The sequence below is a fragment of the Oceanicaulis sp. HTCC2633 genome, from assembly GCF_000152745.1.
Taxonomy (GTDB): Bacteria; Pseudomonadota; Alphaproteobacteria; order Caulobacterales; family Maricaulaceae; genus Oceanicaulis.
In genome coordinates this window covers 13718-37536 of the sequence record NZ_CH672428.1, presented here as the reverse complement: position 1 = coordinate 37536, position 23819 = coordinate 13718, and the positions used below count along the sequence as shown (strand labels likewise).

Genomic DNA, 23819 nt, shown 5'->3' with positions numbered 1-23819 from the left:
ACATGTTTGATCTTTCTGGTAAAAAAGCGCTCGTCACTGGCGCGACCGGCGGTCTGGGCTCTGAAATCGCCCGCGCCCTGCACAAGGCGGGCGCGTCCGTGGCCCTGTCGGGCACCCGCGAAGCCGTGCTCAACGAGCTGGCCTCGGAGCTGGGCGACCGCGTCGCTGTTTGTCCGGCGAACCTGTCGGACGCCGACAGCGTCGACGCCCTGCCCAAGCAGGCCTCTGAAGCGCTCGACGGTCTCGACATCCTCATCTCCAATGCCGGCGTCACGCGAGATCAGCTGCTGATGCGGATGAAGGACGAGGACTGGGAGACCGTCATCAAGGTCAATCTCGAAGCCCATTACCGTCTGTCGAAAGCGGCGATGCGCGGGATGATGAAGCAGCGCTTCGGCCGCATCATCGGCATCACCTCGATCGTCGGCGTGACTGGCAATGCCGGCCAGACCAACTACGCCGCCTCCAAAGCGGGCATGATCGGCTTCACGAAGGCGTTGGCCCAGGAAGTCGCTTCACGCGGCGTGACGGCCAACTGCGTGGCGCCGGGATTCATCGAATCGCCGATGACCGATGCTCTGACCGATGACCAGAAAGCGGCGATTCTCTCCACGATTCCGGCCGGCAAGCTGGGTCACGGAAGCGATATTGCAGCTGCGTGCGTTTATCTCGCCAGTGCGGAAGCGGGGTATGTGACGGGTCAGACCTTGCACGTGAACGGCGGTATGGCGATGATCTAGGCTCGTTCGGCCTGGGCGCCCGGGCCGACTTGCCAGACAGTGTGCGGCTGGCGTACGAGTTTTCGGCGTGTTATCAGCCCGCACGCTTCACGGGGAGGACTTGAACCCTCCTTGCGTAAACAACACCTACGGAAGCGCGACGCCCGCCGGGATGTCCGCAAAACAGATTTTGAAAAGGGACCGACATGTCCGACGTTCTTGAGCGCGTTAAAAAGATCGTTGTCGAGCATCTCGACGTTGAAGCTGAAAAAGTCACCGAGAAGGCCTCCTTCATCGACGATCTGGGCGCTGACTCCCTCGACAATGTCGAGCTGGTCATGGCGTTCGAAGAAGAATTCGATATCGAAATCCCCGACGATGCTGCCGAGCACATCCAGACCGTCGGCGATGCGGTGAAATTCATCTCCGAAAAGCTCGGCTAAGCCGGAGCGAGATCTCATGTCGAAGCGTCGCGTCGTCGTGACCGGGCTGGGTCTTGTGACCCCGCTCGGCTGCGGAACTGAACATGTCTGGTCCCGGATCATTGCCGGTGAGTCAGGCTTGGCGAAGATCGAACACTTTGATGTGTCCGATCTGTCCAGTCACGTTGCGGGCATCATCCCGCGCGTCGACGGGCGCAACGGCGGGGGCGAAGACGTCCCCGGATCGTTCGACCCCGAAGCGGTCATGCCCGCCCGGGATCGCAAACGCATCGATGAGTTCATCCTGTATGGCATCGCGGCGGCGGATGAAGCGCTCGCCCATTCCGGCTGGAAAGCCGAGAGTGAAGAGGCCAAGGAACGCGCAGGCGTTCTGATCGGGTCCGGCATTGGCGGTCTTCAGACCATCTATGACGCCTCGATCACCCTGCATGAACGCGGCCCGCGCAAGCTGAGCCCGTTCGTCATTCCCGCCATGCTGATCAACCTCGTCTCCGGCCAGGTCTCGATCCGTCATGGCCTCAAAGGTCCCAACCACGCTGTGGTGACGGCCTGCTCCACCGGCGCGCACGCCATTGGCGATGCGGCCCGTCTGATCGCTTACGGCGATGCGGACATGATGGTGGCCGGCGGTGCGGAAAGCGCCATTACCCGTCTGGGGTATGGCGGCTTCGGCGCAGCGCGGGCGCTGTCCACCGGTTTCAATGACAATCCCAAAGCCGCCTCCCGTCCCTGGGACAAGGACCGTGACGGCTTCGTCATGGGCGAGGGCGCGGGCGTTGTCATTCTTGAAGAATATGAAGCGGCGAAGGCTCGCGGCGCGACGATTTACGCTGAAGTGCGCGGCTATGGCCTGTCCGGCGACGCCCACCACATCACGGCGCCCGCCGATGATGGCGATGGCGGTTTCCGGGCCATGAAGGCGGCGCTGAAAAGCGCGGGCCTGACACCGGCCGATATCGGCTATGTCAACGCGCACGGCACCTCCACGCCCAAGGGCGACGAGATCGAGCTGGGCGCGGTCGAGCGCCTGTTTGGCGATGCGGCGTCTGATCTCGTGATGAGCTCGACGAAATCGTCGATCGGCCACCTTCTGGGCGCTGCGGGCGCCGTAGAAGCGGTGTTCTCGATCCTCGCCATGCGCGATGGCGTGTGCCCGCCGACCCTCAACCTTGATAATCCGTCTGTTGAATCGGCGATCAATCTCGCGCCGAACGTTGCGGTGAAGAAAGAGCTCTCGGCGGTCCTGTCGAACTCGTTCGGCTTTGGCGGCACCAACGCCTCGGTCGTCTTCGCCAAGGCCGACTAACGTCCGGATCCCCCATGGGTGAGACGCAGACCCCCGCCTCCGAACCGGACCAGAAGCGCGGGGGATTTGCGCGCGTCCTGATATGGCTGACCGGGATCCTTGTGGTTCTGGCGCTGATCGCCGCCGGCGCGGCCTATGGCGGCTGGGTCTGGATCAATCAGCAATTCGTCGCTCCCGGCCCGGCCGGGGCAGAGGAAACCGTGCTGCTGCCCCGTGGCGCAGGCCTCATCTCCATCGCCAACCAGCTTGAACGCGAAGGGCTTGTCACCGATGCGCGCCTGTTCCGCGCCATGGTGATGATCGATGGCGGCGACCGCGATCTGCGCGCGGGCGAGTTCGCCATCCCCGAAGCCGCCTCCATGGCGGAGATCTACGACATTCTGCGCTCGGGCCAGACCATCCAGTACCCGGTGACGGCGGCGGAAGGCCTGACCACCGCCATGATCATCCGCATCGTCGAGGCGAGCGAGGTGATGACCGGGGAGATCACGCGCATCCCCGCAGAAGGCGCGCTCCTGCCTGAAACCTATCTCGTGAGCCGCGGCGATGACCGTCAGGCGCTGATCGACCGGATGGAAGCGGCCCAGGATGCGCTGCTTGACGAGCTGTGGTCGAACCGGGCTGAAAACCTCCCCTTCGACACCCCTGAAGAAGCGATCATCCTCGCCTCGGTGGTGGAGAAGGAGACCGGAATCGCCCATGAGCGCCCGATGGTGGCGTCGGTGTTCGTCAACCGTCTGCGTCGCGGCATGCGCCTTCAGAGCGATCCGACCATCATCTATGGCATCACCCAGGGTGAGCCGCTGGGCCGCGGCATTCGCCGGTCCGAGCTCGACAGCACAGCCAATCGCTATAATACCTACCAGATCGACGGCCTGCCGCCGACGCCGATTTCCAATCCGGGGCGGGATGCGATTGCGGCGGTTCTGAACCCGCCGGAAGGACAGTATCTGTATTTTGTGGCGGACGGCACGGGCGGGCATGCTTTCGCAACCAGCCTGGCCGAACATAATCGCAACGTGGCGCAATGGCGCCGGATCGAACGCGAACGCGCCCAAGGGGGCTAGCGGGAGACTATCGCAATGACGCTGTCTGGCATGACAGGTTTCGCCCGTAGCGAACGCTCGGGCGTTTACGGCTCCATTTCCGTCGAGGCCCGCTCGGTCAACGGCAAGGGTCTGGATGTGCGCCTGCGCTTGCCGCAAGGGCTCGATGCGGTGGAGAATCCGATCCGGGAGCTGGCCAAGCAGCGCTTCAATCGTGGCTCGGTGTCCATCACCGTCACGCTGACAGCGCCTGAAGGCGCCAGCGCGGCCAGCGTCGACATGGCCCAGCTCGAAGCCTATCTGCACGCCACCCGCAACCTCGTGGACAAGGGCGGGGTGCGCGCCGCTTCCATTGGCGAGTTGCTGGCGCTCAAGGGCGTGATCATTTCTGAAGAGACGGGTCTGGACGAAGACCAGGCCGCAGAGCGCGATGCTGAAGTGGTCAACGCAGTCGAAGCGGCGCTGGACGGGCTGAAGACCGCCCGGCTGGAGGAGGGCGCGGCGCTCAGAACCGTGCTCGAAGGCCATCTGGACGAGATTACCGATCTGCGCGATCAGGCCGCCAATTGCGCCGCCGCCATGCCCGACGCCATCAAGGCGCGCTTGCAGGTCAAGCTTGATGAGCTGATTTCGGGCGGCGTTGATCCGGATCGTCTCGCTCAGGAAGCGGCGATGATGGCGGTCAAGGCGGATGTGCGCGAGGAGCTCGACCGTCTCAAGGCCCATATCGACAGCGCACATGCCTTGCTGGACGCCGGCTCGCCCTGTGGCCGCAAGCTCGATTTCCTGTCCCAGGAATTCAATCGGGAAGCCAATACGCTGTGTTCGAAATCGGCGGACACCCAGCTGACCAATATCGGACTGGCGCTCAAGGCGACGGTCGATCGCCTGCGCGAGCAGGTCCAGAATGTGGAGTAGGCGCCATGCATGGTGATCATCTGAGCGGCCCTGTTTATCGCGGCCAGCGCCGCGGCTTCATGCTGGTGCTCTCGAGCCCCTCGGGCGCGGGCAAGACCACGCTGTCCAAACGCCTCCTGACCATGAACCCGGACCTTGTCCTGTCGGTCTCGGCCACAACGCGCGATCCGCGTCCGGGCGAGAAGCATGGTGAGGACTATTACTTCATGGAGCAGGACGAGTTCGTCGCGAAGACGAAGACAAACGAGTTCTATGAATGGGCGAAGGTGTTCGACAATTATTACGGCACGCCCAAGGGCCCGGTTGAAGAGGCGCTTGATGAAGGCCGGGACGTGGTCTTTGACATTGACTGGCAGGGCGCTCAGGCGCTGGCCGAGAGTGCGCCGGATGACGTGGTGCGTGTCTTCATTCTGCCTCCCTCGCTCAAGCTTCTGCGCGACCGTCTGCACAAGCGCGCCCAGGACAGTCACGAGATCATCGAGGGCCGGATGAACCGCGCCAAGGCCGAAATCGAGCACTGGGACGAGTACGACTATGTCGTCATAAATGACGATTTCTCCCGTGCCCTCGAAAAGCTCAGCCTGATTCTGCACGCCGAGCGCCTCAAGCGCTCTCGTCATCCCTGGCTTGAGGGCTTTGTCGACGCGCTGATGGAGGAATAGGGAACCTTGGCTGCCCCCGCGCGTTTATCCGGATCAGGGTAATCAGAGGGGCGTCCGCAAACATGCTGTCCAGGGCCGAGTTTCTCGTCAATCGCGTGCTCCGGTCCATCTGGTTCCGTCCGGCCGCCTATGCCGCCGGCGCCGCCTTCACCGTCTTTCTGACCCCGATCCTTGATCCGTTCATGCCCTTTGAATGGGAAGAGCTGATCTCGGCGCAAACCAATGAAGCGGTGCTCACCATTCTCGCCTCCAGCCTGCTGGCGGTGGCGATCTTCTCGCTCTCGACCATGGTGTCCGCGCTGCAATCAGCGTCCAGCTCGGCGACGCCGCGCGCCCGGCCGCTTCTGGTCGAGGACGCGGCGGCCCAGAACGCCATCTCCACCTTTATCGGGGCTTTCCTGTTCAGCCTTCTGGGCGTCATCGGAACACGGCTCGATCTGTATTCGCCCGCCGGGCGGGTGATCCTGTTCGGCCTGACCGTGCTCCTGGTGGTGATCGTGGTGGCGACCCTGATACGCTGGCTGCAGCGTCTGTCGCGCCTTGGCGACGTCACGGAGGCGATCCGGCGGGTGGAGGATGCGGCTCAGCTCGCCTTTGATCATGCCCCTGTCGCGGAGCGCGTTCCCGATCTGCCGGCGTTCGAGGAGGGGGTGGATCTTTATCCCAAGGCCCCGGGATTTGTTCAGAATGTCGCGCTCGAGGATCTCAGGGCTCTCGCTGACAAGCTTGAGATCAAGGTGGCGGTGAAGGCGCCGCCAGGTCATTTCGCAGATGCAGGCGCGCCACTGGCGCGTCTGTCAGAAGACGTGGACGCAGACTGCCGCGATGCGTTGTGCGCCTGCTTCAATCTGGGCTCGGACCGGGATTTTCATTCCGATCCCTGTTTTGGCCTGACCGTGCTGTCGGAAATCGCCTCCAAGGCGTTGTCGCCGGGCGTGAATGATCCGGGCACCGCCATCCATGTCATTCGCGCGATCGAGCGCGTGCTGCACAAATGGTCGCTGACGCTGGAAAAGCGCCAACAGGAGTCTGATCCCGAACCCGACGCTGAGACGCGGGTCTTCCTGCCGGGGATCCGGGTTTCCCATGCCTTGTCCTGCGGCTTCAGTCCCATCGCCTTCGATGGCGCTGACAGGCCTGTGATCACCCGGACGCTTCTGAGCGCTCTGTCCGGCCTCAGAGCGAGCGATGAGGCCCTGTATGGCGAGGCTGTGCAGGTGCTTGGCGCCGACGTGCTGGCGCGGGCCAAGGCCTCCGTCACTTATGAAGGGGATCGCGAGATCCTGGATCAGGCGGCGCGCCGGATGGGCTTTGGCGAGTAGAGCGCCATGCGGTCTTGCGAATGACCGCTCGACACCTTCGGCCCCCGTGCTAGCGTATGCGCAGTTTGTTTTTCCGGGGAGGGGGCGTGATGACCTTCAAATCCAGCCTGCTGATTGTCGCCAGCGTATTCGCCTTGTCTGCATGTGACGAGGGCGTGATCACCGCGACGTCCGGCGGAGTCGCCGAAACCGCCGCCATGAGCCAGACCGAAACCGCAGAGCCACGCATGGGCTATTCGGCGGATGTGTTCTTCAACACCACGTCCTATTCGCTGGCGGGCGGAGGCGGACACGCCTTCTCCCACCAGAGTGGCGACATCCTGATCTCCTCTGACGAGACAGGCGTGTTCAACGCCTACGCGCTGAACCCGGAAACCGGCGAGAAGCGCGCGCTGACGACCTCGGACTCCAACGCCACTTTCGCGCTGACCTGGTTCCCGACGGACGAGCGCATCCTGGTCACCGCCGACAATGGCGGAGACGAGCTCAACCATGTCTTCGTCCGCCATGCCGATGGAGAACTGGTGGACCTCACGCCGGGCGAGAACGTGAAGGCGGGCTTCGCCGGCTGGTCGGCGGATGGTTCGTATTTCTGGCTCACCACCAATGAGCGGGATCCGAGCGCGTTCGATCTGTATGCCTATGACGCCGAGACCTATGAACGCACCATGCTGTTCGAGAACACAGACGCGCTGGATATCAGCGCGGTCAGTCCGGATGGCCGCTGGCTTGCGCTCAACAGGTCGCGGACCTCTGCGGACAGCGACATCCTGCTGGCGGATCTCACCACGGACGCGGCGCCTGTCCTGATTACCGAGCATGAGGGCAATATCGCCTACGGCGCTTATGACTTCACAGCGGATTCCTCGGCGCTGATCTATGCGACCAACGAATACGGCGAATGGAACCAGGCCTGGTCCTATGATCTCGAGTCGGGCGAGCGCGCTCCGCTGATCGAGGCGGACTGGGATGTGATGTATGTGGGCTTCTCGCCCAGCGGCCGGTATCGGATCAGCGCCATCAACAATGATGGCTTCACCGACGTGACGGTGCTCGACACCGAGTCCGGCGAAACGGTCAGCCTGCCCGACAGCGTGCCTTCAGGCGATCTCGCGGGCGTGCGGTTCAACGCGGACGAGACCGAGATGACGTTTGGCGTCACCTCCTCGATCGCCCCCAACAATATCCACTGGGTGAATCTGGAGACCGGCGAGCATCGCCAGCTGACCGAAGCGCTCAATCCGGTTCTGGAGCCCTATGACCTCGTGGAAGCGGAAGTCGTCCGCTTTGAGAGCTTTGACGGGGTCACCATTCCCGGGATCATGTACCGTCCGCACAACGCCAGCGCGGACAATCCCGTGCCGGCGCTCGTCTGGGTGCATGGCGGGCCGGGCGGACAGACCCGCGCCGGGTACAGCGCTGCGATCCAGCATCTGGTGAACAACGGCTATGCGGTCTACGCCGCCAACAATCGCGGCTCATCAGGCTATGGGAAGACGTTCTACCACATGGATGATCGTCGCCATGGCGAGGAGGATTTGCAGGACATCGTGGCGGCGGGCGACTATCTGCGCTCGCTCGACTGGGTGCGCGATGACGCCGTCGGCGTGATTGGCGGCTCCTATGGTGGTTACATAGCGGCTGCGGCCCTGACCTTCCATCCCGAAGCATTTGATGTCGGCATCAACATCTTCGGAGTCACCAACTGGGTCCGGACGCTGCAATCCATCCCGCCCTGGTGGGCGAGCTTCCGTGAAGCGCTCTACGATGAAATGGGCGACCCGGCGACGGACGCCGAACGCCATCGCGCGATCTCTCCGCTGTTCCATGCCGACCAGATCGTCCGTCCGATGCTGGTGGTCCAGGGCGCGAATGATCCGCGCGTGCTTCAGGTGGAAAGCGATGAGCTGGTTGCGGCCGCTCGTGAAAATGGCGCCATCGTGGAGTACGTCCTGTTCCCGGATGAAGGCCATGGCTTCCGCCGTCGCGAGAACCGCATCACGGCCTCAGACGCCTATCTGAGCTTCCTGGACGAACATCTGGCACCGGAAGGCGCCGACGAGGAATAGTCTGTCGGCGCGGTCCGGGTCAGTCCCGGGCCGCGCGCCAGGCGCGGGCAAGGGTGAAAAAGCCTTCCGGCGCAATCGTTTCCGCGCGCGCGCCCGGATCAATACCGGCTTCTTCCAGCAAAGCTTCCGGACTGACGCGGGTCTGGCTCGCTGCTGGGCCCAGGGATTTGCGCAACGTCTTGCGGCGCTGGCCGAAAGCGCTTTCGGTCACAATCGAAAGCGCCTTGAGATCCGTGAAACGCTGGGCCTCGGGCAGGGGTTCGATCACCACGACGGCGCTGTCCACCTTGGGCGGCGGGGTGAAGGCGCGCGCCGGGACCGTGAAGGCGTAGCGTGATTTCGCCACGGCTGCAGCCAGGATCGCCAGACGGCCGTATTGCTTGTCGCCTGCCCTGGCGACGACGCGCTCGGCCACTTCCTTCTGGAACATCAGCACCAGCCGCGTCCACCAGATCGGGTCGGCTTCAAGCCATTTGATCAACAAGGCCGTGCCCACATTATACGGCAGGTTGGAGGCCAGAATGCGCGACCCCTCAAAGGGCAGCGTGCTTTCATCGACCTTCAGGGCATCGGCCTCGATGATCGAGAACCGGCCGGGCACCGCGTCTGAAATCTGTGCAAGCGCCGGGATGAAACGCCGGTCCTTCTCGATCACCGTGACCCGAGCCGCGCCCTCGCTGAGCAGGCCGCGCGTCAGGCCGCCGGGGCCGGGGCCGACTTCAAAGACCGTGGCCTCGGACATGTCGCCGCACAGGCGGGCGATCTTGGCGGTGAGATTGAGGTCGAGCAGGTAATGCTGGCCGAACCGCTTGTCTGCGCCAAGCCCGTGTTCGGCGATCACCTCGCGTAGCGGCGGCAACTGATCCAGACTCATGCGGCGGTCTCTCGGCTCTGCACCATCGCGTCGGCCTGACGGAGCGCCGCGATCAGGCTGTCGGGCCGGGCGACGCCCTGGCCGGCAATATCAAAGGCGGTCCCATGGTCCGGGCTGGTGCGGATGATCGGAAGGCCCAGCGTGATGTTCACGCCGCCATGGAAATCGAGCGTCTTGACCGGGATCAGGCCCTGATCGTGATACAGGCAGATCGCGGCGTCATAGGCCGCGCGCGCGTCCTCATGGAACATGGTGTCGGGGGGCAGGGGGCCGGAGATCGTCATCCCCTCGGATCTCAGCTGCTCCAGCGCCGGCGCCAGAATATCGAGCTCTTCATGGCCAAGGGCGCCATTCTCGCCGGCATGCGGGTTCAGACCCGCCATCGCAAGTCTCGGGCGGGCAAGGCCGAAATCGCGTTTCAACGCGTCGGAAACAACACGCGCCGTGTGCGCCACGCCTTCTGGCGTCAGAGACTGGATCGCAGCCATCAGCGGCGTGTGAATGGTGACGAGCGCGGTGCGCAGACCGCCACCCGAGAGCATCATCACAGGCCCGCGTGCGCCGTTCATCGGCAGGTCTGCGGTCAGGTGCGCCACGAATTCGGTATGACCGGGAAAGGCGAAGCCGATCTCGTAAAGCCTGGATTTGGACACGGGATTGGTGACGACCGCGCTCGCTGCGCCGGACTTCGCAGCGTCCACCGCCGCTTCGATGGAGCGGACGGCGTTTTCAGCCTCGCGCTGACAGGCCTCGAGGGCGATGACAGGCAGGAAGTTGGAGAAGACGCGCTGCGCCTCGTCGGGCCCTGAGACGAGTTCCGGGCGCGGTAAGTCCAGAAGCTGGGCTGCAGCCATCAGCGGCGCGGGATCGCCATGAACGACGAAGCACAGATCTTCATCGCGCAGGGCGCGCCAGGCTTTCAGGCTGAGTTCAGGGCCGACCCCTGCAGGATCGCCAAGGGTCAGGGCCAGCGGCGCGCGGCTCACCGGATCTCGATGGTGGCGTCGCGGCGCAGATCGCGCAGCCAGCGGCGGGACAGAAGAGAGAGCTGCTGATTGATCAGCTGGTTCTCGATCTGGTCGGCGCTCGGCACGCCGGGACCCGTCAGCGCCTTGTCGCAGAGCACGAAAACCTGTGCGCCTGCGGCGGTGTCCAGCACCGGGGTCGCGGCCACTGGCTCCAGCCCGCCAAGGGCGTCGCGAATGGTGGGAACCAGCGCATTGGCGCCGACATCGCCCAGATTGGTCACGAACGCGCCTTCAACATCGCTCATCGCCTCATCCAGACCCTCGCAGCTGTTGATGCGAGCCGCGGCGCGGCCGAGGGCCGCCCGGTTCTCGTCGGTCACGCGCGAGCTGGGAATGGTGATCTGGGACAAAGTCAGCTGTTCGATGACCTGGCCGTCGCGACGGTCGATCAGGGCGACGATCTGGAAGCCGCCGGGGACGCGGATCGGGTTTGAAATCTGGCCCGGCTCCATCTGCGTCACGGCTTCAGCAACCTGCGCGTTGATTCCGGACAGGGGCAGATAGCCGGTGTCGCCGCCTGCGCTGGCGCTCGCCGCATCAGAGAATTGCTGCGCCACAGCCTGGAAGGGGGCGCCCTGGCGCAACTGGTCGTAGATCGTCTGGATGATGCCGACGGCGCGTTCTTCGCCGCCCTGCGGGGTGATCTCGACGAAAATCTCGCCCAGACGATATTGGGGCTGGGAGGCGGACTGGATGTAACGATCCAGAGCCGTCTCGATCTGCTGGTCGGAAATGCGGATGCGCGAGCGATAGCGGCCGCTGACCAGGATCTGCCAGGCGATTTCCGCTTTCACCTGCTGGCGCAGTGTGTTGATGTCGATGCCGCTCGCAGCCAGATCGTCCTCGACTTCCTGGACCGTGGCGCCGGAGCGCGTGGCGATGTCGGCGATGGCGTCATCCACCTCGGCTTCCTCGACCTCAAGGTCGAATTCCGCAGCCTGCTGAAGTTGCAGCGTTTCATCCACCAGGCCGCGAATGGACTGGTCCTGGATCCGCGCCAGCATTTCCTCGGTCGGCTGAACGCCGGCGGAGGAAATGATCAGCCGCATGCGGTCACGCACATCCAGCGTCGTGATCGGCTGGTCGTTGACGACCGCTGCGATGCCTTCGACCTGCTGGGCGGAGGCCGTGGGCGCGGCGGACATCAGTGCGATGCCGGCGAGGATAGTCAGCGCGAGTCGGAACGCCATGTAAGAACCATAGGGTTAGAGGTGTTCAGGCAAGATACCGATACACGGCGCCGACGCAATCGCCGGACTGCGTGTAAGGCGTTAATCATCACTCAGCCCGCCCAGGGTGAAGAGAACGATCTCCAGTTTCACGGAATCGCTCGGGCCCAGATTGGCGACGTCGATATTGTCGCGCTCCCACAGGATGCGCAGGTTCGTGCACTCGTCCCGATACTGAAGACCCGCGCGCTGGCGACGCACTTCGTTTTCTTCCAGATCGATCACGCCGTCATAGACGACGGACCATTCATCCGTCAGCGCGAAGCCGGCCCGGGCCGTCACTTCCTCAAGCTGGCGGGTGGAGGCGGCGTCGGTGCGGCGGGTGTAACGGGCATTCATCGAGACGCGCCAGGCTTCAAAGCCTGTGGTGAGGTCCAGACGGTTGATTTCCTGGGTTTCAGAATCAATCCGGGCGCGGGCGTCCAGGTCGAACCGGCCGATATCCACCTGGATCTGACCGATCCAGTCAGAATCATCATCGGACAGTCCACTCGACGCCGGGAATCGCTGTTCGCCATCCAGTCGGAAACTGCGGCCAGCGAACACCTCGACCTCACCAGGCAGGGCGCCATCCCAGTTCGCGGCGACGGTCAGGCCGACATCCACGCGCGCGCCATCCTCCCACAGGTCATAGCCATTCGCGCGGGCCGCATCGAACAGCTGGCTTTGCTGGAACTCGATCGAGGCGCTGTCCACATTGACGGGCGTCTGGTCGGCATTGTCGCTGCTGGCGAAAATAGCGGCGGCGCGGGGCGCGATCAGCCAGTTCACCGACTGGCCGGGGCGCACGAAGGGCAGGCTCAGATCAAGACCGGCGGCGCCGAGGGCGCGGGTCAGATTGGTCTGGTCGATCTCGTCGCCATTGGAGTCTGTCTCGTTGAACGCATAGGCGTCCGCGCGCGCCATGGCGAAGGCTTCCGCCCTCAGTCCGCCCGGCAGGATGGTCGGACGGGTCCAGTCCAGACCCAGGCTGGCGCGGGTGTAATCATCGCCGGCATTGCGATGCAGATTGACCGTGTTGAAACTGAAATCGAGATCGCCCGCCCAGTTCGGCATCGGCAATTGGGCGCCAAAGCGGATCAGCGGTGAAATGAAGGGCAGGGTGTCGTCATCGACATTCTGCTGGAGCTTGTTGAAATGGATGACGGTTGCGTCGCCATGGAAATGCTCGCCATCGCCAATGAAGAAGAGCTGATTGAGCAGCATGCGCTGGTCGGCGATCGTGAACAGCCCATCCGCGCGATCCGGCGATTCCTCATAGCCATAGCGGCGCAGGTAGAGATCCTCGCTGACCGCCTCGACCCCGAAGCCCCAACGCAGGTTCGGAGTGAAGTTGAACAGGCCGTCCGCAAAAACGTGTCCGCGCAGCTCTTCCTCGCCGAACTTTCCGTCCTGATCGAACTCCTGATCATAGGTGAAGCTGGTCTGGATGCTCATCTCGCCGGAATAGAAACGCCGGGTCCAGTCCAGCTGGATCAGCGGGTTCACCTTGCTCATGTAGCGCGGTGAGACGATCAGCTCCTGGGACGGACCGATCGCCCACAGATAGGGCTGCTGATAGGTGAAGCCGAGCCGGCTGGAATTGTTCAGCACCGGGAAGAGAAAGCCCGACTGGCGCGCCGCGGACGGATCGGCATGGGCAAAGACCGGCGAGTAGAGAATCGGTCGGCCCAGGATCTCAAGCCGCACATTGCGGTAATAGATGACCTTGTTCTGGGTGTCGCGCACCACCCGGCTCGCCCGGAGGCGCCAGGTCGGTTCGCCTTCGCCATCCGCACACAGCTCGCAGGCGGTGTAATAGGCGTTCGACAGTTCGACCGAACCGTCCGGACGGCGCAGGGCGGCGCCCGCCGCAGCGCGGCCATTGTTTTCAAGAAGCGTGGTGAATCCGCGCGCCACACCCTCGCGCAGGTCATCGCTGAGTTCGACCTCTTGAGCGAATTGCGCAGGTTCGGCGCCATCAAAGATCTGCACGCCGCCGCTGGCGATCACGCGATTGATGGCGGGGTTGTAGGTGAGTTCCTCGGCGAACAGGACGCGATCGCCGGTCTGAACGCGGACATTGCCGCGCGCGATATACAGGCCCTGCTCGCGGTCCTGGATCAGCTCGTCCGCATCCAGATAGACCCGATCATTGCTGACGGACTGGGCCATCGCCGCCGGCGCTGCAGTCGCCGCAAGAAGGGCGGCCGCCGCCGCAGATCGGTACAACGCTTTCATGATCGGTGTTCAGTCCCTTGGCCAAGCCCCAGTAAGCCATGTATCGGATTGGGGCGCCATCGTCCACGCATCAGCCGTCTTCTGTGGCGGCGATAAAGAACAAACCGGCGAGTGAAAACAGCGCCGGCGTGGTCCAGGCGGCGGTCAGGGGCGTGATGGCGCCCGAGGCGCCCAGGCCCAGCATGAGCTCCTGGCTGAAATAGAGGATGAAGCCCGCTGTCGCGCCGGCGGCGGCGAATCCGGCCGCGCCCCCCAGGCGATGCAGGCGCAAGGTTGCGGCGATCCCCATCAGGGCGGCGGCCACCAGCATCAGGGGCTGAGCCAGCAAACCATGCCAGCGCAGCTCATAGGCCAGCGAAGACAGGCCGGCGTCCCGCGCCGAAGCGATGACGGCGGGCAATTGCCAGAAGGACACCGCGCCGGGTGACCTTGCGCGCTCAAACAGCGCCTGGCGTCCCACATTGGTGGGCAGGGCCACGTCTCCCAGCTCCGTTGCCTGTCCGCCGGGCGCGTATTCAATGGCGTTCGTCAGGCTCCAGAAACCGCCATTGAGTTCGGCCCGCTCCGCCGTGATCCGTCGATCAAGCAGGGGCGCGCCGCTCTCAGACAGCACATACTGGCGAAAGACGGGCTCGGTCAGCGTGGCGTCATCGCCGCCCTGTTGCTGGGCCGTGATCATGATGTAGCCGGTCGCGGTGGTCTCGCGCAGCCAGATGGGGCCGGACTGGTTGGCGCCGCTGGACTGGCCTTCGCCCTCAAACAGCGCCTCCCGGGTGGCTTCGAACCGGGCGTTGGAGGCGGCCCCCAGCGGGTTCAGCGCCAGCGTGCTGATCGCTCCGGTGAGAGCGGCGAGGATCGCTACCGGCGCCAGGATGCGCCAGGCGGAATAGCCGGACGCCCGCATCACGATCAGCTCGGACCGGCGGTTCAGGCGGAAGAAGGTGAAAAGCACGCCGAAAAGCACGATGAAGGGCAGGGTGTCCTGCACCAGCAAGGGCGCCTTCAACAGCGACAGATGCAGGGCCTGGAAGGCGGAAATGCCCACGCGCGTGCCGATATCGCGAGAGGTCTCAACAAAGTCGATCAGCAGGATGACGGCGGTGATGATCACCGCCGCGCCAATAAGGCCGATCAGGGTCTGGATGAAGAGGTAACGCCACAGACGACCGATCATGCCGTCGCCTCCGACGTGAGGGGTGTCGCCTCGGCCCGGGGCGCGCGGCGGCGGGGGCGCCCGATGATGGCGATGGCGACGGCGATTCCGATCAGCGGAACGAGGTACTGGACGGCGTTCATGGCGTCATCGGATTCCGCTGCGGCCTGGATGGCGAAACCCGTCAGACGCAACACGACCGCGCTGGCGCCGGCGATGATCAGATTGCGGCCATAACCGATGCGGCGATGTTCGCCGGACATGTAGGCCGCCAGCGCGATCAGCGCGAAGGCGAGATTGTAGAGCGGCGCTGACAGACGATAATGGCCTTCGGCGTAGAGCCGTCCCTTGCCGCCGGCCCGGGCGATGTCGGCGGGGGTGGGGCGCAGCAGCTCAGGCAGATACTTATCGCTTTCCTTGAAGAAGAGCGAGGCTGTGTTGTCCACGAACAGGGTGAGCTCGACCTTGGTGCTGTCAAAGCTGAGATTGGTCAGCACCCCCGACTGGTCCACCTGGGTGCGCACGCCGTCTTCAAGCAGCATGACCGGCCCGCGATCGGTTGCGGCGATGCGGCCGCGCCGTGCAGCGTAAGCAGCGGACTGACCCGTGCGGTCATCCATGATGAACACGTCATTGAGCACGGAATCATCGCTGATCTCGCGCACATAGAAGGTCACCTGGTCGCCCAGCGGCACGAACTCGCCCTCGCGCATGAAGCTGGCGGCGAGATCGGTGCGAATCTCGAACAATTGCTGGCGCATCAGACGGAAGCTGGCGGGCTGAACGAACAGATTGATGACCAGATTGACCAGCACGACATAGATCGCGAGGCGCAGGAAGGGGCTGACGCGCTGGAAGCGGCTCATCCCGGCGGCGGCCGCGACGGTGAGTTCGGAATCGCTCGTCAGCCGGTTCAGCGCGATGGCGACGGCCAGGAAGACGGCGATCGGCAGCAGGAGCGCGATGACCTGCGGCATGGCCAGCACGGTGATGGTGATCAGGACGAGCGCCGTTTCCCCGCGCTCGGCCATAAGATCGAGATTGGACAGCGACTGCGTCAGGACCGCCAGCCCGGTCAGCGCCGCCATGGCGCCGAGAAAGGGCCACAGCGCCTGTCTGAATGTATAGCGTTGAAACAGGGTCATTCGGCGCCAATGTGTGGTCAGTCGAGCAGTCTGCATTCATGAAGACCGCATCTTCTAACGCGGGTTGGGATGCGATACCACTGCTCGCATGGAGTTCTCCATCAGGCCGCGCGGGTCTCGCGCGCCGAAATCTTGCTGATACTGGAAAGGTTTGCCATGAAAATCTCGTTTGCCGCCTCCGCATCGGGTGATGCAATTGCAGCGCCGGTCTTCGCTGATCGCGCCCTGTCTGACGCTGCGAAGGCGCTTGATTCGGCAACGTCCGGCGCGGTGACCCGCGCCATCGAGGCCTCCCGTTTCAAGGGCGGCGCAGGCGACCTTCTGGAAATCACCGCGCCGGCGGGCGTGGATGCGACGCGCATCGTGCTCTTCGGTCTGGGCGACAAGGCCAAGCTCGACGGCAATGGCGCCGAAAAGGCGGTTGCAGGCGTGATCAAGTCGATCCTGATCTCGGGGGCGAAATCCGTCTCAGTGCATCTGGATGGCGACGCCGAGCTGCTGTGCCGCGGCGCGCTGGGCGCCAGCCTCGCCGCCTATCGCTTCGACACCTACCGCACCAAGCTCAGCGACGACAAGAAACCGTCCGTGCAGAGCGTCGAGATCGTGTCCTCTGACGCGGCGGCGGCTGAAAAGCTGTGGGCCGACTGGGCGCCGGTGGCCGAGGGCGTGACCCTGGCGCGGAATCTCGTGAACGAGACCCCGAACGTTCTCTACCCGGAAAGCTACGCCGAAAAAGTCAAGGAACTCAGCAAGCTGGGTCTTGAGGTTGAGGTTCTTGGCGAAGCCGAAATGGAAAAGCTGGGCATGCACGCGCTTCTGGGCGTCGGCCAGGGCTCGGTGCGCGAATCCAAGATGGTCGTCATCAAGTGGAATGGCGGCAAGTCGGGCGACAAGCCGCTCGCCTTCATCGGCAAGGGCGTCACCTTTGACTCTGGCGGCATCTCGCTGAAGCCGGGTCAGGGCATGGACGAAATGAAGGGCGATATGGGCGGTTCCGCCGCCGTGGTCGGCCTGATGGCCGCGCTGGCCGGCCGCAAGGCCAAGGCGAACGTCATCGGCGTCATCGGTCTTGTCGAGAACATGCCTGACGGCAATGCCCAGCGTCCGGGCGACATCGTCAAATCCATGTCCGGTCAGACCATCGAGATCCACAACACCGACGCCGAGGGCCGTCTCGTGCTGGGTGATGTGCTCTGGTACACGCAGGACCGCTTCGATCCGAAATTCATGATCAACCTCGCCACCCTGACCGGCGCCATCCTGATCGCGCTGGGCCATGAGCATGCAGGCGTGTTCTCCAATGACGACGATCTGGTCGGCAAGCTGGAGAAGGCGGGCAAGGCGTCGGACGAGACCGTGTGGCGTCTGCCGATCGGTCCGGAATACGACCGCCAGATCGACACCCCGAATGCGGACATGAAGAATGTGGGCGAGGGCCGTCTGGCCGGCTCGATCACCGCGGCGCAATTCCTCAAGCGTCACGTCAACGAGAAGCCCTGGATCCATATCGACATCGCTGGCACCGGCATGAACGCCGGCTCCAAGGATCCGCGCATCCCGACCTTCGGCACCGGCTATGGCGTGCGTCTGCTGGACCGTCTGGTGCGCGACAACTTCGAGGGCTAACGCCCTTGCCGCAGCGCCCCCGGCCATGCGCCGGGGGCGTCGCCTTTCAGGACGCAACATGGCCGAGCTGTGGTTCTATCATCTGGAAAACGCCAGTGTTGACGAGGCGTTGCCGGAACTTCTGACCAAGCTGATGGAGCGGGGCGGCCGCGCCGTGGTGTGCAGTCAGGAAGAGACGCGGCTCGATCATCTCGACAGCCATTTGTGGACCTTCCGCGAGGAGAGCTTCCTGCCCCATGGTCGCGCCGACGCCGAGCATGTGGAGCATCAGCCGATCGTGTTGTCAGATCGCACCGATAATCCCAATTCCGCCAGCATGCTGTTCTGCCTCGATGGCGCCGATCCGGGGGATGTGTCCGCCTGGGACCGGGTGGTGGTGATGTTTGAAGCCAGCGACGAGACAAGCCTGGCGCGGGCCCGCGCCCTCTGGGCTGCCCAGAAAAAGTCCGATATTGCGATTAGCTATTGGCGTCAGAACGAAATGGGCCGCTGGGAGCGCAAAGCATGATCCGTACACTCGTTATCCTCGTCGCCGGTTTCACGCTGACCGCCTGTGCGACGACCGCCTCGACGACGAACCCGAATGCGGGGTTCCAGCCAGACCCCATGCCGGAGCCCCAGCCCTGCGCCGCCGAGGCCTATCAGGTGCTGGTCGGCCAGCCCGTGGGCGGGGTGCACACGGACAGCCTGCCGCGCCCGCATCGCGTCTATGGCCTCGGTGATCCGGTGACCATGGATTACCGCCCGAACCGGCTCAACATCGTCGTGGGCGAAAACGGTGTGATCGCTGAAGTGAAGTGCGGTTAGCGGCCAGACTTATCCGCGATTTGCCCAAAGGGTAGCAAAATGCTACCTTGTTGGCAGGAGGCGATCATGGCCCAGTCTGTGAAACTCAGTGATGACATCATGAAGCTCGTCCGGACCGAGTCCGAACGGCAAAGCCGCTCGATCGCCGGGCAGATCGCCCATTGGGTGCGTATTGGCCGCGCCATCGAGACTTCGGGCAATTTCGACCATGCCCGCATCAACGCCGTTCTGGCGGGCGAGGCGGGTCCGAACACCCTGTCCGACGAAGAGCATGATGTCTGGCTCGACGCCTTCTCCGCGGCTCTGGCTGAGCCGAGCGACGGTGAAGAGGCGTTCTTTGAGGGCCGCCGTCAGCTGGGCCGGGGCGTCGGCCTGGATGAGAACGGCGAGCTGGTGCGCGAGACCCCTGACGCCGCTGCATGACCCCCGTCATGATCGTACTGGCCGGTCCCAACGGGGCGGGCAAGTCGACCCTGTATCACACCCGCGTCGCGCCGATCTTCGCCGGCCCCTTCATCAATGCCGACCTGATCCAGCGCGATGAGCTGAAGGATGGCGCACTCGACGCCTCCTATGAAGCCGCACGCATCGCCAGTGAGCGACGAGCAGCCTTCATCGCTGAGAAGCGCGATTTCGTCACCGAAACCGTCTTCTCACATCCTTCGAAACTCTCACTGGTGGACGAGGCGAAAGCGGCGGGCTTCACCCTGATCGTCATGCATGTCGGCGTTGAGACGCCCGAGCTGTCTGTCGCGCGGGTCAAGGCGCGGGTGGATGAACAGGGCCATGCCGTACCCGAAGACAAGGTCCGCGCCCGGTTCGAGCGCTGCGGCGCCCTGATCCGACAGGCGGTGCTGAAAGCGGACCGGGGCTTTGTCTATGACAATTCAGGGCTGAACACCCCGCCCAAACGCTGTCTTGAGTTCAAGCGGGGCGCGCGCGTAGTCGTTCGCCCGACCCTGCCGGGCTGGATTCGTTCGCTCTATGCAACCGAGCTTCTGGTCTGACCTCTAGTGCATCTCTCGCGCGCGTTCGCGGAGCATGAATTTCTGGATCTTGCCGGTGGCGGTCTTGGGCAGTTCGCCGAACACGACGAGGCGCGGCGCCTTGAAGTGGGCCAGATGCTCGCGGGCGAAGGCGATGATGTCCTTGTCCGTCACATTGGCGCCAGTCTTCAGCTCGATGAAGGCGCAGGGCGTCTCGCCCCATTTGGCGTCGGGTTTGGCGACCACGGCGGCGGCGGCCACGTCCGGGTGGCTGTAGAGCACATCCTCCACCTCGACCGAGGAGATGTTCTCACCGCCCGAAATGATGATGTCCTTGGAGCGGTCCTTGATCTCCACATGCCCGTCGGGATGGGTGACGGCGAGGTCGCCGGTATGGAACCAGCCGCCCTTGAAGCTCTTCTGCGTGGTCGCGGGGTTCTTCAGATAGCCCTTCATCACCGCATTGCCGCGGATCATGATCTCCCCAAGGCTTTTGCCGTCCCAGGGCAGGGGCTCCATCGTCTCTGGGTTCGCCACCATCAGGTCTTCCTGGGTGATATAGGGCAGGCCCTGACGCGCCTTCAGCCGCGCGCGGTCTTTCAGCGGCAGCTCATCCCATTCGGGCTTCCAGGCGCAAGCGATGGAGGGGCCATAGACTTCCGTCAGGCCATAAGTGTGGGTGACGGTTACGCCCATCGCCTCCATGCCCGCAATCACCGTGGCGGGTGGGGAGGCGCCGGCGGTCATCATCGCGACGGGATGGTCAAAGTCCGGCCGCTCCTTTTCGGGCAGCTGGATCATCATGCTCATCACGATGGGCGCGCCGCAGAGATGGGTGACCTTGTGCTCGGCGATGGCGGACAGGATGGCGAAGGGTTCGACCCGGCGCAGGCAGACATTGACGCCCGCCTTGGCCGCGAGGGTCCAGGGAAAGCACCAGCCATTGCAGTGGAACATGGGCAGGGTCCACAGATAGACCGGGAAATGGGGCATATCCCATTCCATCGCATTGCCCACGGCGTTCAGATACGCGCCCCGGTGATGGGTGACGACGCCCTTGGGGTCGCCCGTCGTGCCCGAGGTGTAGTTGAGCGCAATCGCATCCCATTCATCCTCGGCGCGATGGAAGTCGAAACCGGGATCGCCCTCTTTCAGGAAGGCCTCGTATTCGATCTCGCCGATCAGCTCGCCATGTTCGGCCAGAGGGTCGTCGATATCGACGATCAGCGGCTTTGCATCGATCTCCTGCACGGCGCGGGCGATGACGGACGAAAACTCGCGATCCACCAGGATCACCTTCGCCTCGCCATGCTTGAGGATGAAGGCGATGGCTTCCGCGTCGAGCCGGATATTGAGCGCGTTGAGCACGGCGCCCGACATGGGCACGCCGAAATGGGCGTCCACGAAGGCGGGGATGTTCGGGGCCATCACCGCGACCGTATCGCCCTTTTTGATCCCGCGCTTTGACAGCGCCGAGGCGAGCCGGACCGAGCGCTCATACACCTCGCCCCAATTGCGGCGGATATCGCCATGGATCACGGCGAGCTTTTCAGGATAGGCGCGGGCGGTGCGCGTCAGAAAGCTGATCGGGCTTAGCGGCACATGGTTGGCGGCGTTACGGTCCAAATCCGTGTCGTACATCTGGCTCAACTGAAAACTCCCCGGGGTCGCGTTTTGACAAACGTCTTGATCGGACCATTCCGACACCGGAAAGCTACAGAGGCAATGTGGCCCAAGGTCACGCGACTTTAGGCGTATTCAGCAGTGATCAGAGCGCGCTCTGCGCCGCCTCGATGGCTTCTTCCGCGTCCAGCCAGGCCATCTCCGCCTCGTCGATGAGGTCGACGCATCTGGAGCGCTTCTTGGTCAGCTCGGTCGCGAGATTGGGGTCTTTCTCCCACAGGCCATCGACGGCGAGACCCGCGTCAATCTTGGAAAGTACGCCCTTGAGGCGTTCAATCTCTTTCTCCCATTTCGCCGCTTGCGCCTTGAGAGGTTTGATCTTTTCGCGCGCGGCCGCGGCATCGCGCCGGTCCTGGGTCTTTTGTCCGCCCGTAGGTTTGGACTTGTCGCGGGGCTTGGTTTCTCCCGCCAGCAGCTCGCGGCGGTAATCGTCCATATCCCCGTCATAGGGCTTGATCGTACCGTCCGCCGCCAGCCACAGCCGATCCACGCAGCTTTCGATCAGGTCGCGGTCGTGAGAGATGATGATCACCGCGCCCGCAAACTCGTTGATCGCGGCCTTCAGCGCCTCTCGGCTGTCGATATCAAGGTGGTTGGTCGGCTCGTCGAGGATCAGAAGATGGGCGCCGTCAAACGTGATGAGGTTCATCAGGAGCCGCGCCTTCTCACCCCCTGAGAGGTTCTTGGCGGCGGTTTCCTGACGGTTGGCCGGCAGACCGAAGCGGGCCAGACGCGCGCGGCGCTCGGCCTCGGTCGCGTCCTCCATACGCTCCAGCACATGGGTGTAGGCCGAATGGTTGGGCGACAGCGCGTCAATCTGGTGCTGGGCGAAATGGGCCACCACCGCCTTCTTGTGCATGCGCATGGCGCCCGCGGTGACGGGCAGGGCGCCGGTCAGCAGTTTGGCGAAGGTGGACTTGCCCGCGCCATTGCGGCCCAGAAGCCCGATACGGTCATCAATGTCGATGCGCATGCCGAGATTTTTCAGGATCGGCTTGTCTTCGGTATAGCCGGTCTCGCACTCGTCAAAGCGCACCAGCGGGTTGGCCATGCGGCGTTCGGCATGGGGGAACTCGAACGGCGCAACCGGGTCTTCCACCATGGTGGCGATGGGCTGCATCTTCTCGATGCGCTTGACGCGGGACTGGGCCTGTTTCGCCTTGCTGGCCTTGGCCTTGAACCGGTCCACAAACGCTTGCAGGCGGCGTTTCTCGTCTTCCTGACGCTCCACCATCTTCATCTGAAGGCGTTGACGTTCCGCCAGCTGGCGCTGGAACTGATCGTAGCCGCCCTCCCAGACGGACAGCTTGAGATCCTTGAGGTGGACGATGGAGTGCACCGAGGCGTTCAGAAGATCGCGGTCGTGCGAGATGATCAGTGCGGCGCCGGGGAATTTCTGTAGGTGGGTTTCCAGCCAGACTGCGCCCTCAAGGTCGAGATAGTTGGTCGGCTCATCGAGCAGCAGCAGGTCGGGCTTGGCGAATAGGGTCGCCGCCATCGCCACCCGCATGCGCCAACCGCCGGAAAATTCCGCGCAGGCCCGGGCCTGGTCCTGGGTGTTGAAGCCCAGACCATTGAGGATCGCGCCCGCGCGCGCTTCGGCTGAATGGGCGTCGATATCGGCGAGCCGGGTCTGGATGTCGGCGATGCGATGCGGATCGGTCGCGGTTTCCGCTTCGGCCAGCAGGGCCGTCCGTTCAAGGTCGGCGGCCAGCACGAAATCCATCACCGAGGTCTGACCCGCCGGGGCTTCCTGAGCCACAGTGCCGATGCGGGCGCCGGGCTGCACGCTGACCGAGCCGTCATCCGGGCTCTGATCGCCCAGGATCAGCCGGAACAGGGTCGATTTGCCCGTGCCGTTGCGCCCCACCAGCCCCATGCGGGTCTTGGCGGGCAGGAACAGCGTCGCCTGATCAAACAGCAGGCGCCCGTCGATGCGGTGAGAGAGGTCATTGATGTGCAACATGAGGCGTGCCGGTTAGCGCGCTCTCTCGCGCCGGGCAAGTCGATTGCGCGGAGGACGGCGGGCTGAAAGCTTTCCGATTTGTCAGCTTTTGGTAATCCAGAGCCAAATGAGCAGGGTTTAGGCAGAGGGCATAACCATAAAACAAGCAGGTTGGTCATGTTCAAAGCACTCTCACTCGCCCTGGTGCTGGGCGCGACAGGGACAACGACGGTCGCGCTCGCCGGTCAACAGGTCGTCGGAGCCCAGTCCGCCGTGGCGGTCTCCTTCCAGGCCGGCGAGACGCACGACTACACCGCGTCGGAGCGCGCCCTCATCTCGGATATTCTCAATCAGGCGTATCAGATCACGAAAGCGGACTTTCCCCAGCTCGCGGATGCGATTTCCGTGGAGCTTCACCCGATCAACCGTCCCGGCGTGGATGCGCTGGGCGGGGTGACGGGCCGGGCGCAACGCCCTGGCGTGCTGGTCCTGGAAATGTCGGTCACCTATCCGGGCGGTCCCGAAGCAGCGGCGCGCGCCGGACTTCTGCGCACAGGCCTGCATGAGATGCATCATCTCGCGCGGGGCTGGACCATCGAGAACAACGCCTATGGTCCGGGTATCGCGATCGCCGCGGC

General features: G+C 63.9%; 21 protein-coding genes and 1 pseudogene. 14 read left to right on the top strand and 8 right to left on the bottom strand.

Annotation, left to right across the window (positions count from 1 at the left end; all coding sequences use genetic code 11):
- The first annotated feature begins 2 nt into the window (after positions 1-2).
- The 8 genes from fabG to OA2633_RS00170 all read left to right on the top strand — a co-directional run bounded on the left by fabG (position 3) and on the right by OA2633_RS00170 (position 8485).
- The gene (gene fabG / locus OA2633_RS00205) at positions 3-740 is read left to right on the top strand and encodes a 3-oxoacyl-[acyl-carrier-protein] reductase (RefSeq protein WP_009800442.1); all 738 of its coding nucleotides are present in this window, start codon (positions 3-5) and stop codon (positions 738-740) included.
- A gap of 185 nt (positions 741-925) precedes the next feature.
- Positions 926-1162, top strand: a complete 237-nt coding sequence (locus tag OA2633_RS00200) for an acyl carrier protein (protein ID WP_009800441.1) — start codon at positions 926-928, stop codon at positions 1160-1162.
- Between the two features lie 16 nt (positions 1163-1178).
- A complete protein-coding gene (fabF, locus tag OA2633_RS00195; RefSeq protein ID WP_009800440.1) occupies positions 1179-2468 on the top strand; it encodes a beta-ketoacyl-ACP synthase II in 1290 nt (429 codons plus the stop codon).
- A 14-nt stretch (positions 2469-2482) separates the two neighbouring features.
- Positions 2483-3535 (top strand): endolytic transglycosylase MltG, encoded by a 1053-nt coding sequence (gene mltG, locus OA2633_RS00190; protein WP_009800439.1) that lies wholly within the window; start codon positions 2483-2485, stop codon positions 3533-3535.
- 15 nt (positions 3536-3550) lie between these two features.
- Complete coding sequence (locus OA2633_RS00185) at positions 3551-4432, top strand: YicC/YloC family endoribonuclease (RefSeq protein ID WP_009800438.1); 882 nt, start codon at positions 3551-3553, stop codon at positions 4430-4432.
- Positions 4433-4437: 5 nt separating this feature from the next.
- A complete protein-coding gene (gmk, locus tag OA2633_RS00180) occupies positions 4438-5094 on the top strand; it encodes a guanylate kinase (protein WP_009800437.1) in 657 nt (218 codons plus the stop codon).
- A 62-nt stretch (positions 5095-5156) separates the two neighbouring features.
- Positions 5157-6416: a DUF2254 domain-containing protein gene (locus tag OA2633_RS00175; RefSeq protein ID WP_009800436.1), complete on the top strand. Its 1260-nt coding sequence runs from the start codon at positions 5157-5159 to the stop codon at positions 6414-6416.
- An 89-nt stretch (positions 6417-6505) separates the two neighbouring features.
- Positions 6506-8485 (top strand): S9 family peptidase, encoded by a 1980-nt coding sequence (locus OA2633_RS00170; RefSeq protein ID WP_009800435.1) that lies wholly within the window; start codon positions 6506-6508, stop codon positions 8483-8485.
- A 19-nt stretch (positions 8486-8504) separates the two neighbouring features.
- Here the strand turns inward: OA2633_RS00170 and rsmA are convergent, their stop codons facing one another.
- The 6 genes from rsmA to OA2633_RS00140 all read right to left on the bottom strand — a co-directional run bounded on the left by rsmA (position 8505) and on the right by OA2633_RS00140 (position 16134).
- Entirely contained in the window at positions 8505-9359 is an 855-nt protein-coding gene (gene rsmA, locus OA2633_RS00165; RefSeq protein WP_009800434.1) for a 16S rRNA (adenine(1518)-N(6)/adenine(1519)-N(6))-dimethyltransferase RsmA, read from the bottom strand.
- A complete protein-coding gene (gene pdxA / locus OA2633_RS00160; protein ID WP_009800433.1) occupies positions 9356-10345 on the bottom strand; it encodes a 4-hydroxythreonine-4-phosphate dehydrogenase PdxA in 990 nt (329 codons plus the stop codon). The genes rsmA and pdxA overlap by 4 nt, the downstream gene beginning before the upstream one ends.
- Positions 10342-11577, bottom strand: coding sequence for a peptidylprolyl isomerase (locus OA2633_RS00155; RefSeq protein WP_009800432.1), 1236 nt, complete (start codon positions 11575-11577; stop codon positions 10342-10344). The genes pdxA and OA2633_RS00155 overlap by 4 nt, the downstream gene beginning before the upstream one ends.
- 81 nt (positions 11578-11658) lie before the next feature.
- Positions 11659-13836, bottom strand: coding sequence for an LPS-assembly protein LptD (locus tag OA2633_RS00150; RefSeq protein WP_009800431.1), 2178 nt, complete (start codon positions 13834-13836; stop codon positions 11659-11661).
- Positions 13837-13906: 70 nt separating this feature from the next.
- Positions 13907-15010: an LptF/LptG family permease gene (locus OA2633_RS00145; protein ID WP_009800430.1), complete on the bottom strand. Its 1104-nt coding sequence runs from the start codon at positions 15008-15010 to the stop codon at positions 13907-13909.
- Positions 15007-16134 (bottom strand): LptF/LptG family permease, encoded by a 1128-nt coding sequence (locus tag OA2633_RS00140; protein WP_009800429.1) that lies wholly within the window; start codon positions 16132-16134, stop codon positions 15007-15009. The genes OA2633_RS00145 and OA2633_RS00140 overlap by 4 nt, the downstream gene beginning before the upstream one ends.
- Positions 16135-16290: 156 nt before the next feature.
- Between OA2633_RS00140 and OA2633_RS00135 the strand changes: the two genes are divergently transcribed.
- From OA2633_RS00135 to OA2633_RS00115, 5 genes are all read left to right on the top strand, one after another.
- On the top strand, positions 16291-17760 hold the full coding sequence (locus OA2633_RS00135; RefSeq protein ID WP_009800428.1) for a leucyl aminopeptidase: 1470 nt from the start codon (positions 16291-16293) through the stop codon (positions 17758-17760).
- 58 nt (positions 17761-17818) lie between these two features.
- On the top strand, positions 17819-18268 hold the full coding sequence (locus tag OA2633_RS00130) for a DNA polymerase III subunit chi (RefSeq protein WP_009800427.1): 450 nt from the start codon (positions 17819-17821) through the stop codon (positions 18266-18268).
- The gene (locus OA2633_RS00125) at positions 18265-18567 is read left to right on the top strand and encodes an I78 family peptidase inhibitor (RefSeq protein ID WP_009800426.1); all 303 of its coding nucleotides are present in this window, start codon (positions 18265-18267) and stop codon (positions 18565-18567) included. The genes OA2633_RS00130 and OA2633_RS00125 overlap by 4 nt, the downstream gene beginning before the upstream one ends.
- 66 nt (positions 18568-18633) lie before the next feature.
- On the top strand, positions 18634-18990 hold the full coding sequence (locus OA2633_RS00120; protein ID WP_009800425.1) for a ParD-like family protein: 357 nt from the start codon (positions 18634-18636) through the stop codon (positions 18988-18990).
- The gene (locus OA2633_RS00115) at positions 18987-19574 is read left to right on the top strand and encodes a zeta toxin family protein (RefSeq protein WP_009800424.1); all 588 of its coding nucleotides are present in this window, start codon (positions 18987-18989) and stop codon (positions 19572-19574) included. The genes OA2633_RS00120 and OA2633_RS00115 overlap by 4 nt, the downstream gene beginning before the upstream one ends.
- Positions 19575-19577: 3 nt before the next feature.
- Here OA2633_RS00115 and OA2633_RS00110 read toward each other — a convergent pair whose 3' ends face one another.
- Together OA2633_RS00110 and OA2633_RS00105 are read right to left on the bottom strand one after the other, a co-directional pair.
- A complete protein-coding gene (locus OA2633_RS00110; RefSeq protein WP_009800423.1) occupies positions 19578-21194 on the bottom strand; it encodes an acyl-CoA synthetase in 1617 nt (538 codons plus the stop codon).
- A 127-nt stretch (positions 21195-21321) separates the two neighbouring features.
- Entirely contained in the window at positions 21322-23202 is a 1881-nt protein-coding gene (locus tag OA2633_RS00105; RefSeq protein WP_009800422.1) for an ABC-F family ATP-binding cassette domain-containing protein, read from the bottom strand.
- A 156-nt stretch (positions 23203-23358) separates the two neighbouring features.
- Here OA2633_RS00105 and OA2633_RS16225 point away from each other — a divergent pair.
- Positions 23359-23819 (top strand): annotated as a pseudogene (locus tag OA2633_RS16225) (hypothetical protein); the annotation flags it as partial.

Excerpts from the sequence above, each read along its gene's own strand:
- fabG (WP_009800442.1), top strand. The coding sequence starts at position 3 with ATGTTTGATCTTTCTGGTAAAAAAGCGCTCGTCACTGGCGCGACCGGC.
- OA2633_RS00200 (WP_009800441.1), top strand. The coding sequence starts at position 926 with ATGTCCGACGTTCTTGAGCGCGTTAAAAAGATCGTTGTCGAGCATCTC.
- fabF (WP_009800440.1), top strand. The coding sequence starts at position 1,179 with ATGTCGAAGCGTCGCGTCGTCGTGACCGGGCTGGGTCTTGTGACCCCG.
- mltG (WP_009800439.1), top strand. The coding sequence starts at position 2,483 with ATGGGTGAGACGCAGACCCCCGCCTCCGAACCGGACCAGAAGCGCGGG.
- OA2633_RS00185 (WP_009800438.1), top strand. The coding sequence starts at position 3,551 with ATGACGCTGTCTGGCATGACAGGTTTCGCCCGTAGCGAACGCTCGGGC.
- gmk (WP_009800437.1), top strand. The coding sequence starts at position 4,438 with ATGCATGGTGATCATCTGAGCGGCCCTGTTTATCGCGGCCAGCGCCGC.
- OA2633_RS00175 (WP_009800436.1), top strand. The coding sequence starts at position 5,157 with ATGCTGTCCAGGGCCGAGTTTCTCGTCAATCGCGTGCTCCGGTCCATC.
- OA2633_RS00170 (WP_009800435.1), top strand. The coding sequence starts at position 6,506 with ATGACCTTCAAATCCAGCCTGCTGATTGTCGCCAGCGTATTCGCCTTG.
- rsmA (WP_009800434.1), bottom strand. The coding sequence starts at position 9,359 with ATGAGTCTGGATCAGTTGCCGCCGCTACGCGAGGTGATCGCCGAACAC.
- OA2633_RS00155 (WP_009800432.1), bottom strand. The coding sequence starts at position 11,577 with ATGGCGTTCCGACTCGCGCTGACTATCCTCGCCGGCATCGCACTGATG.
- OA2633_RS00150 (WP_009800431.1), bottom strand. The coding sequence starts at position 13,836 with ATGAAAGCGTTGTACCGATCTGCGGCGGCGGCCGCCCTTCTTGCGGCG.
- OA2633_RS00145 (WP_009800430.1), bottom strand. The coding sequence starts at position 15,010 with ATGATCGGTCGTCTGTGGCGTTACCTCTTCATCCAGACCCTGATCGGC.
- OA2633_RS00140 (WP_009800429.1), bottom strand. The coding sequence starts at position 16,134 with ATGACCCTGTTTCAACGCTATACATTCAGACAGGCGCTGTGGCCCTTT.
- OA2633_RS00135 (WP_009800428.1), top strand. The coding sequence starts at position 16,291 with ATGAAAATCTCGTTTGCCGCCTCCGCATCGGGTGATGCAATTGCAGCG.
- OA2633_RS00130 (WP_009800427.1), top strand. The coding sequence starts at position 17,819 with ATGGCCGAGCTGTGGTTCTATCATCTGGAAAACGCCAGTGTTGACGAG.
- OA2633_RS00125 (WP_009800426.1), top strand. The coding sequence starts at position 18,265 with ATGATCCGTACACTCGTTATCCTCGTCGCCGGTTTCACGCTGACCGCC.
- OA2633_RS00120 (WP_009800425.1), top strand. The coding sequence starts at position 18,634 with ATGGCCCAGTCTGTGAAACTCAGTGATGACATCATGAAGCTCGTCCGG.
- OA2633_RS00115 (WP_009800424.1), top strand. The coding sequence starts at position 18,987 with ATGACCCCCGTCATGATCGTACTGGCCGGTCCCAACGGGGCGGGCAAG.
- OA2633_RS00110 (WP_009800423.1), bottom strand. The coding sequence starts at position 21,194 with ATGTACGACACGGATTTGGACCGTAACGCCGCCAACCATGTGCCGCTA.
- OA2633_RS00105 (WP_009800422.1), bottom strand. The coding sequence starts at position 23,202 with ATGTTGCACATCAATGACCTCTCTCACCGCATCGACGGGCGCCTGCTG.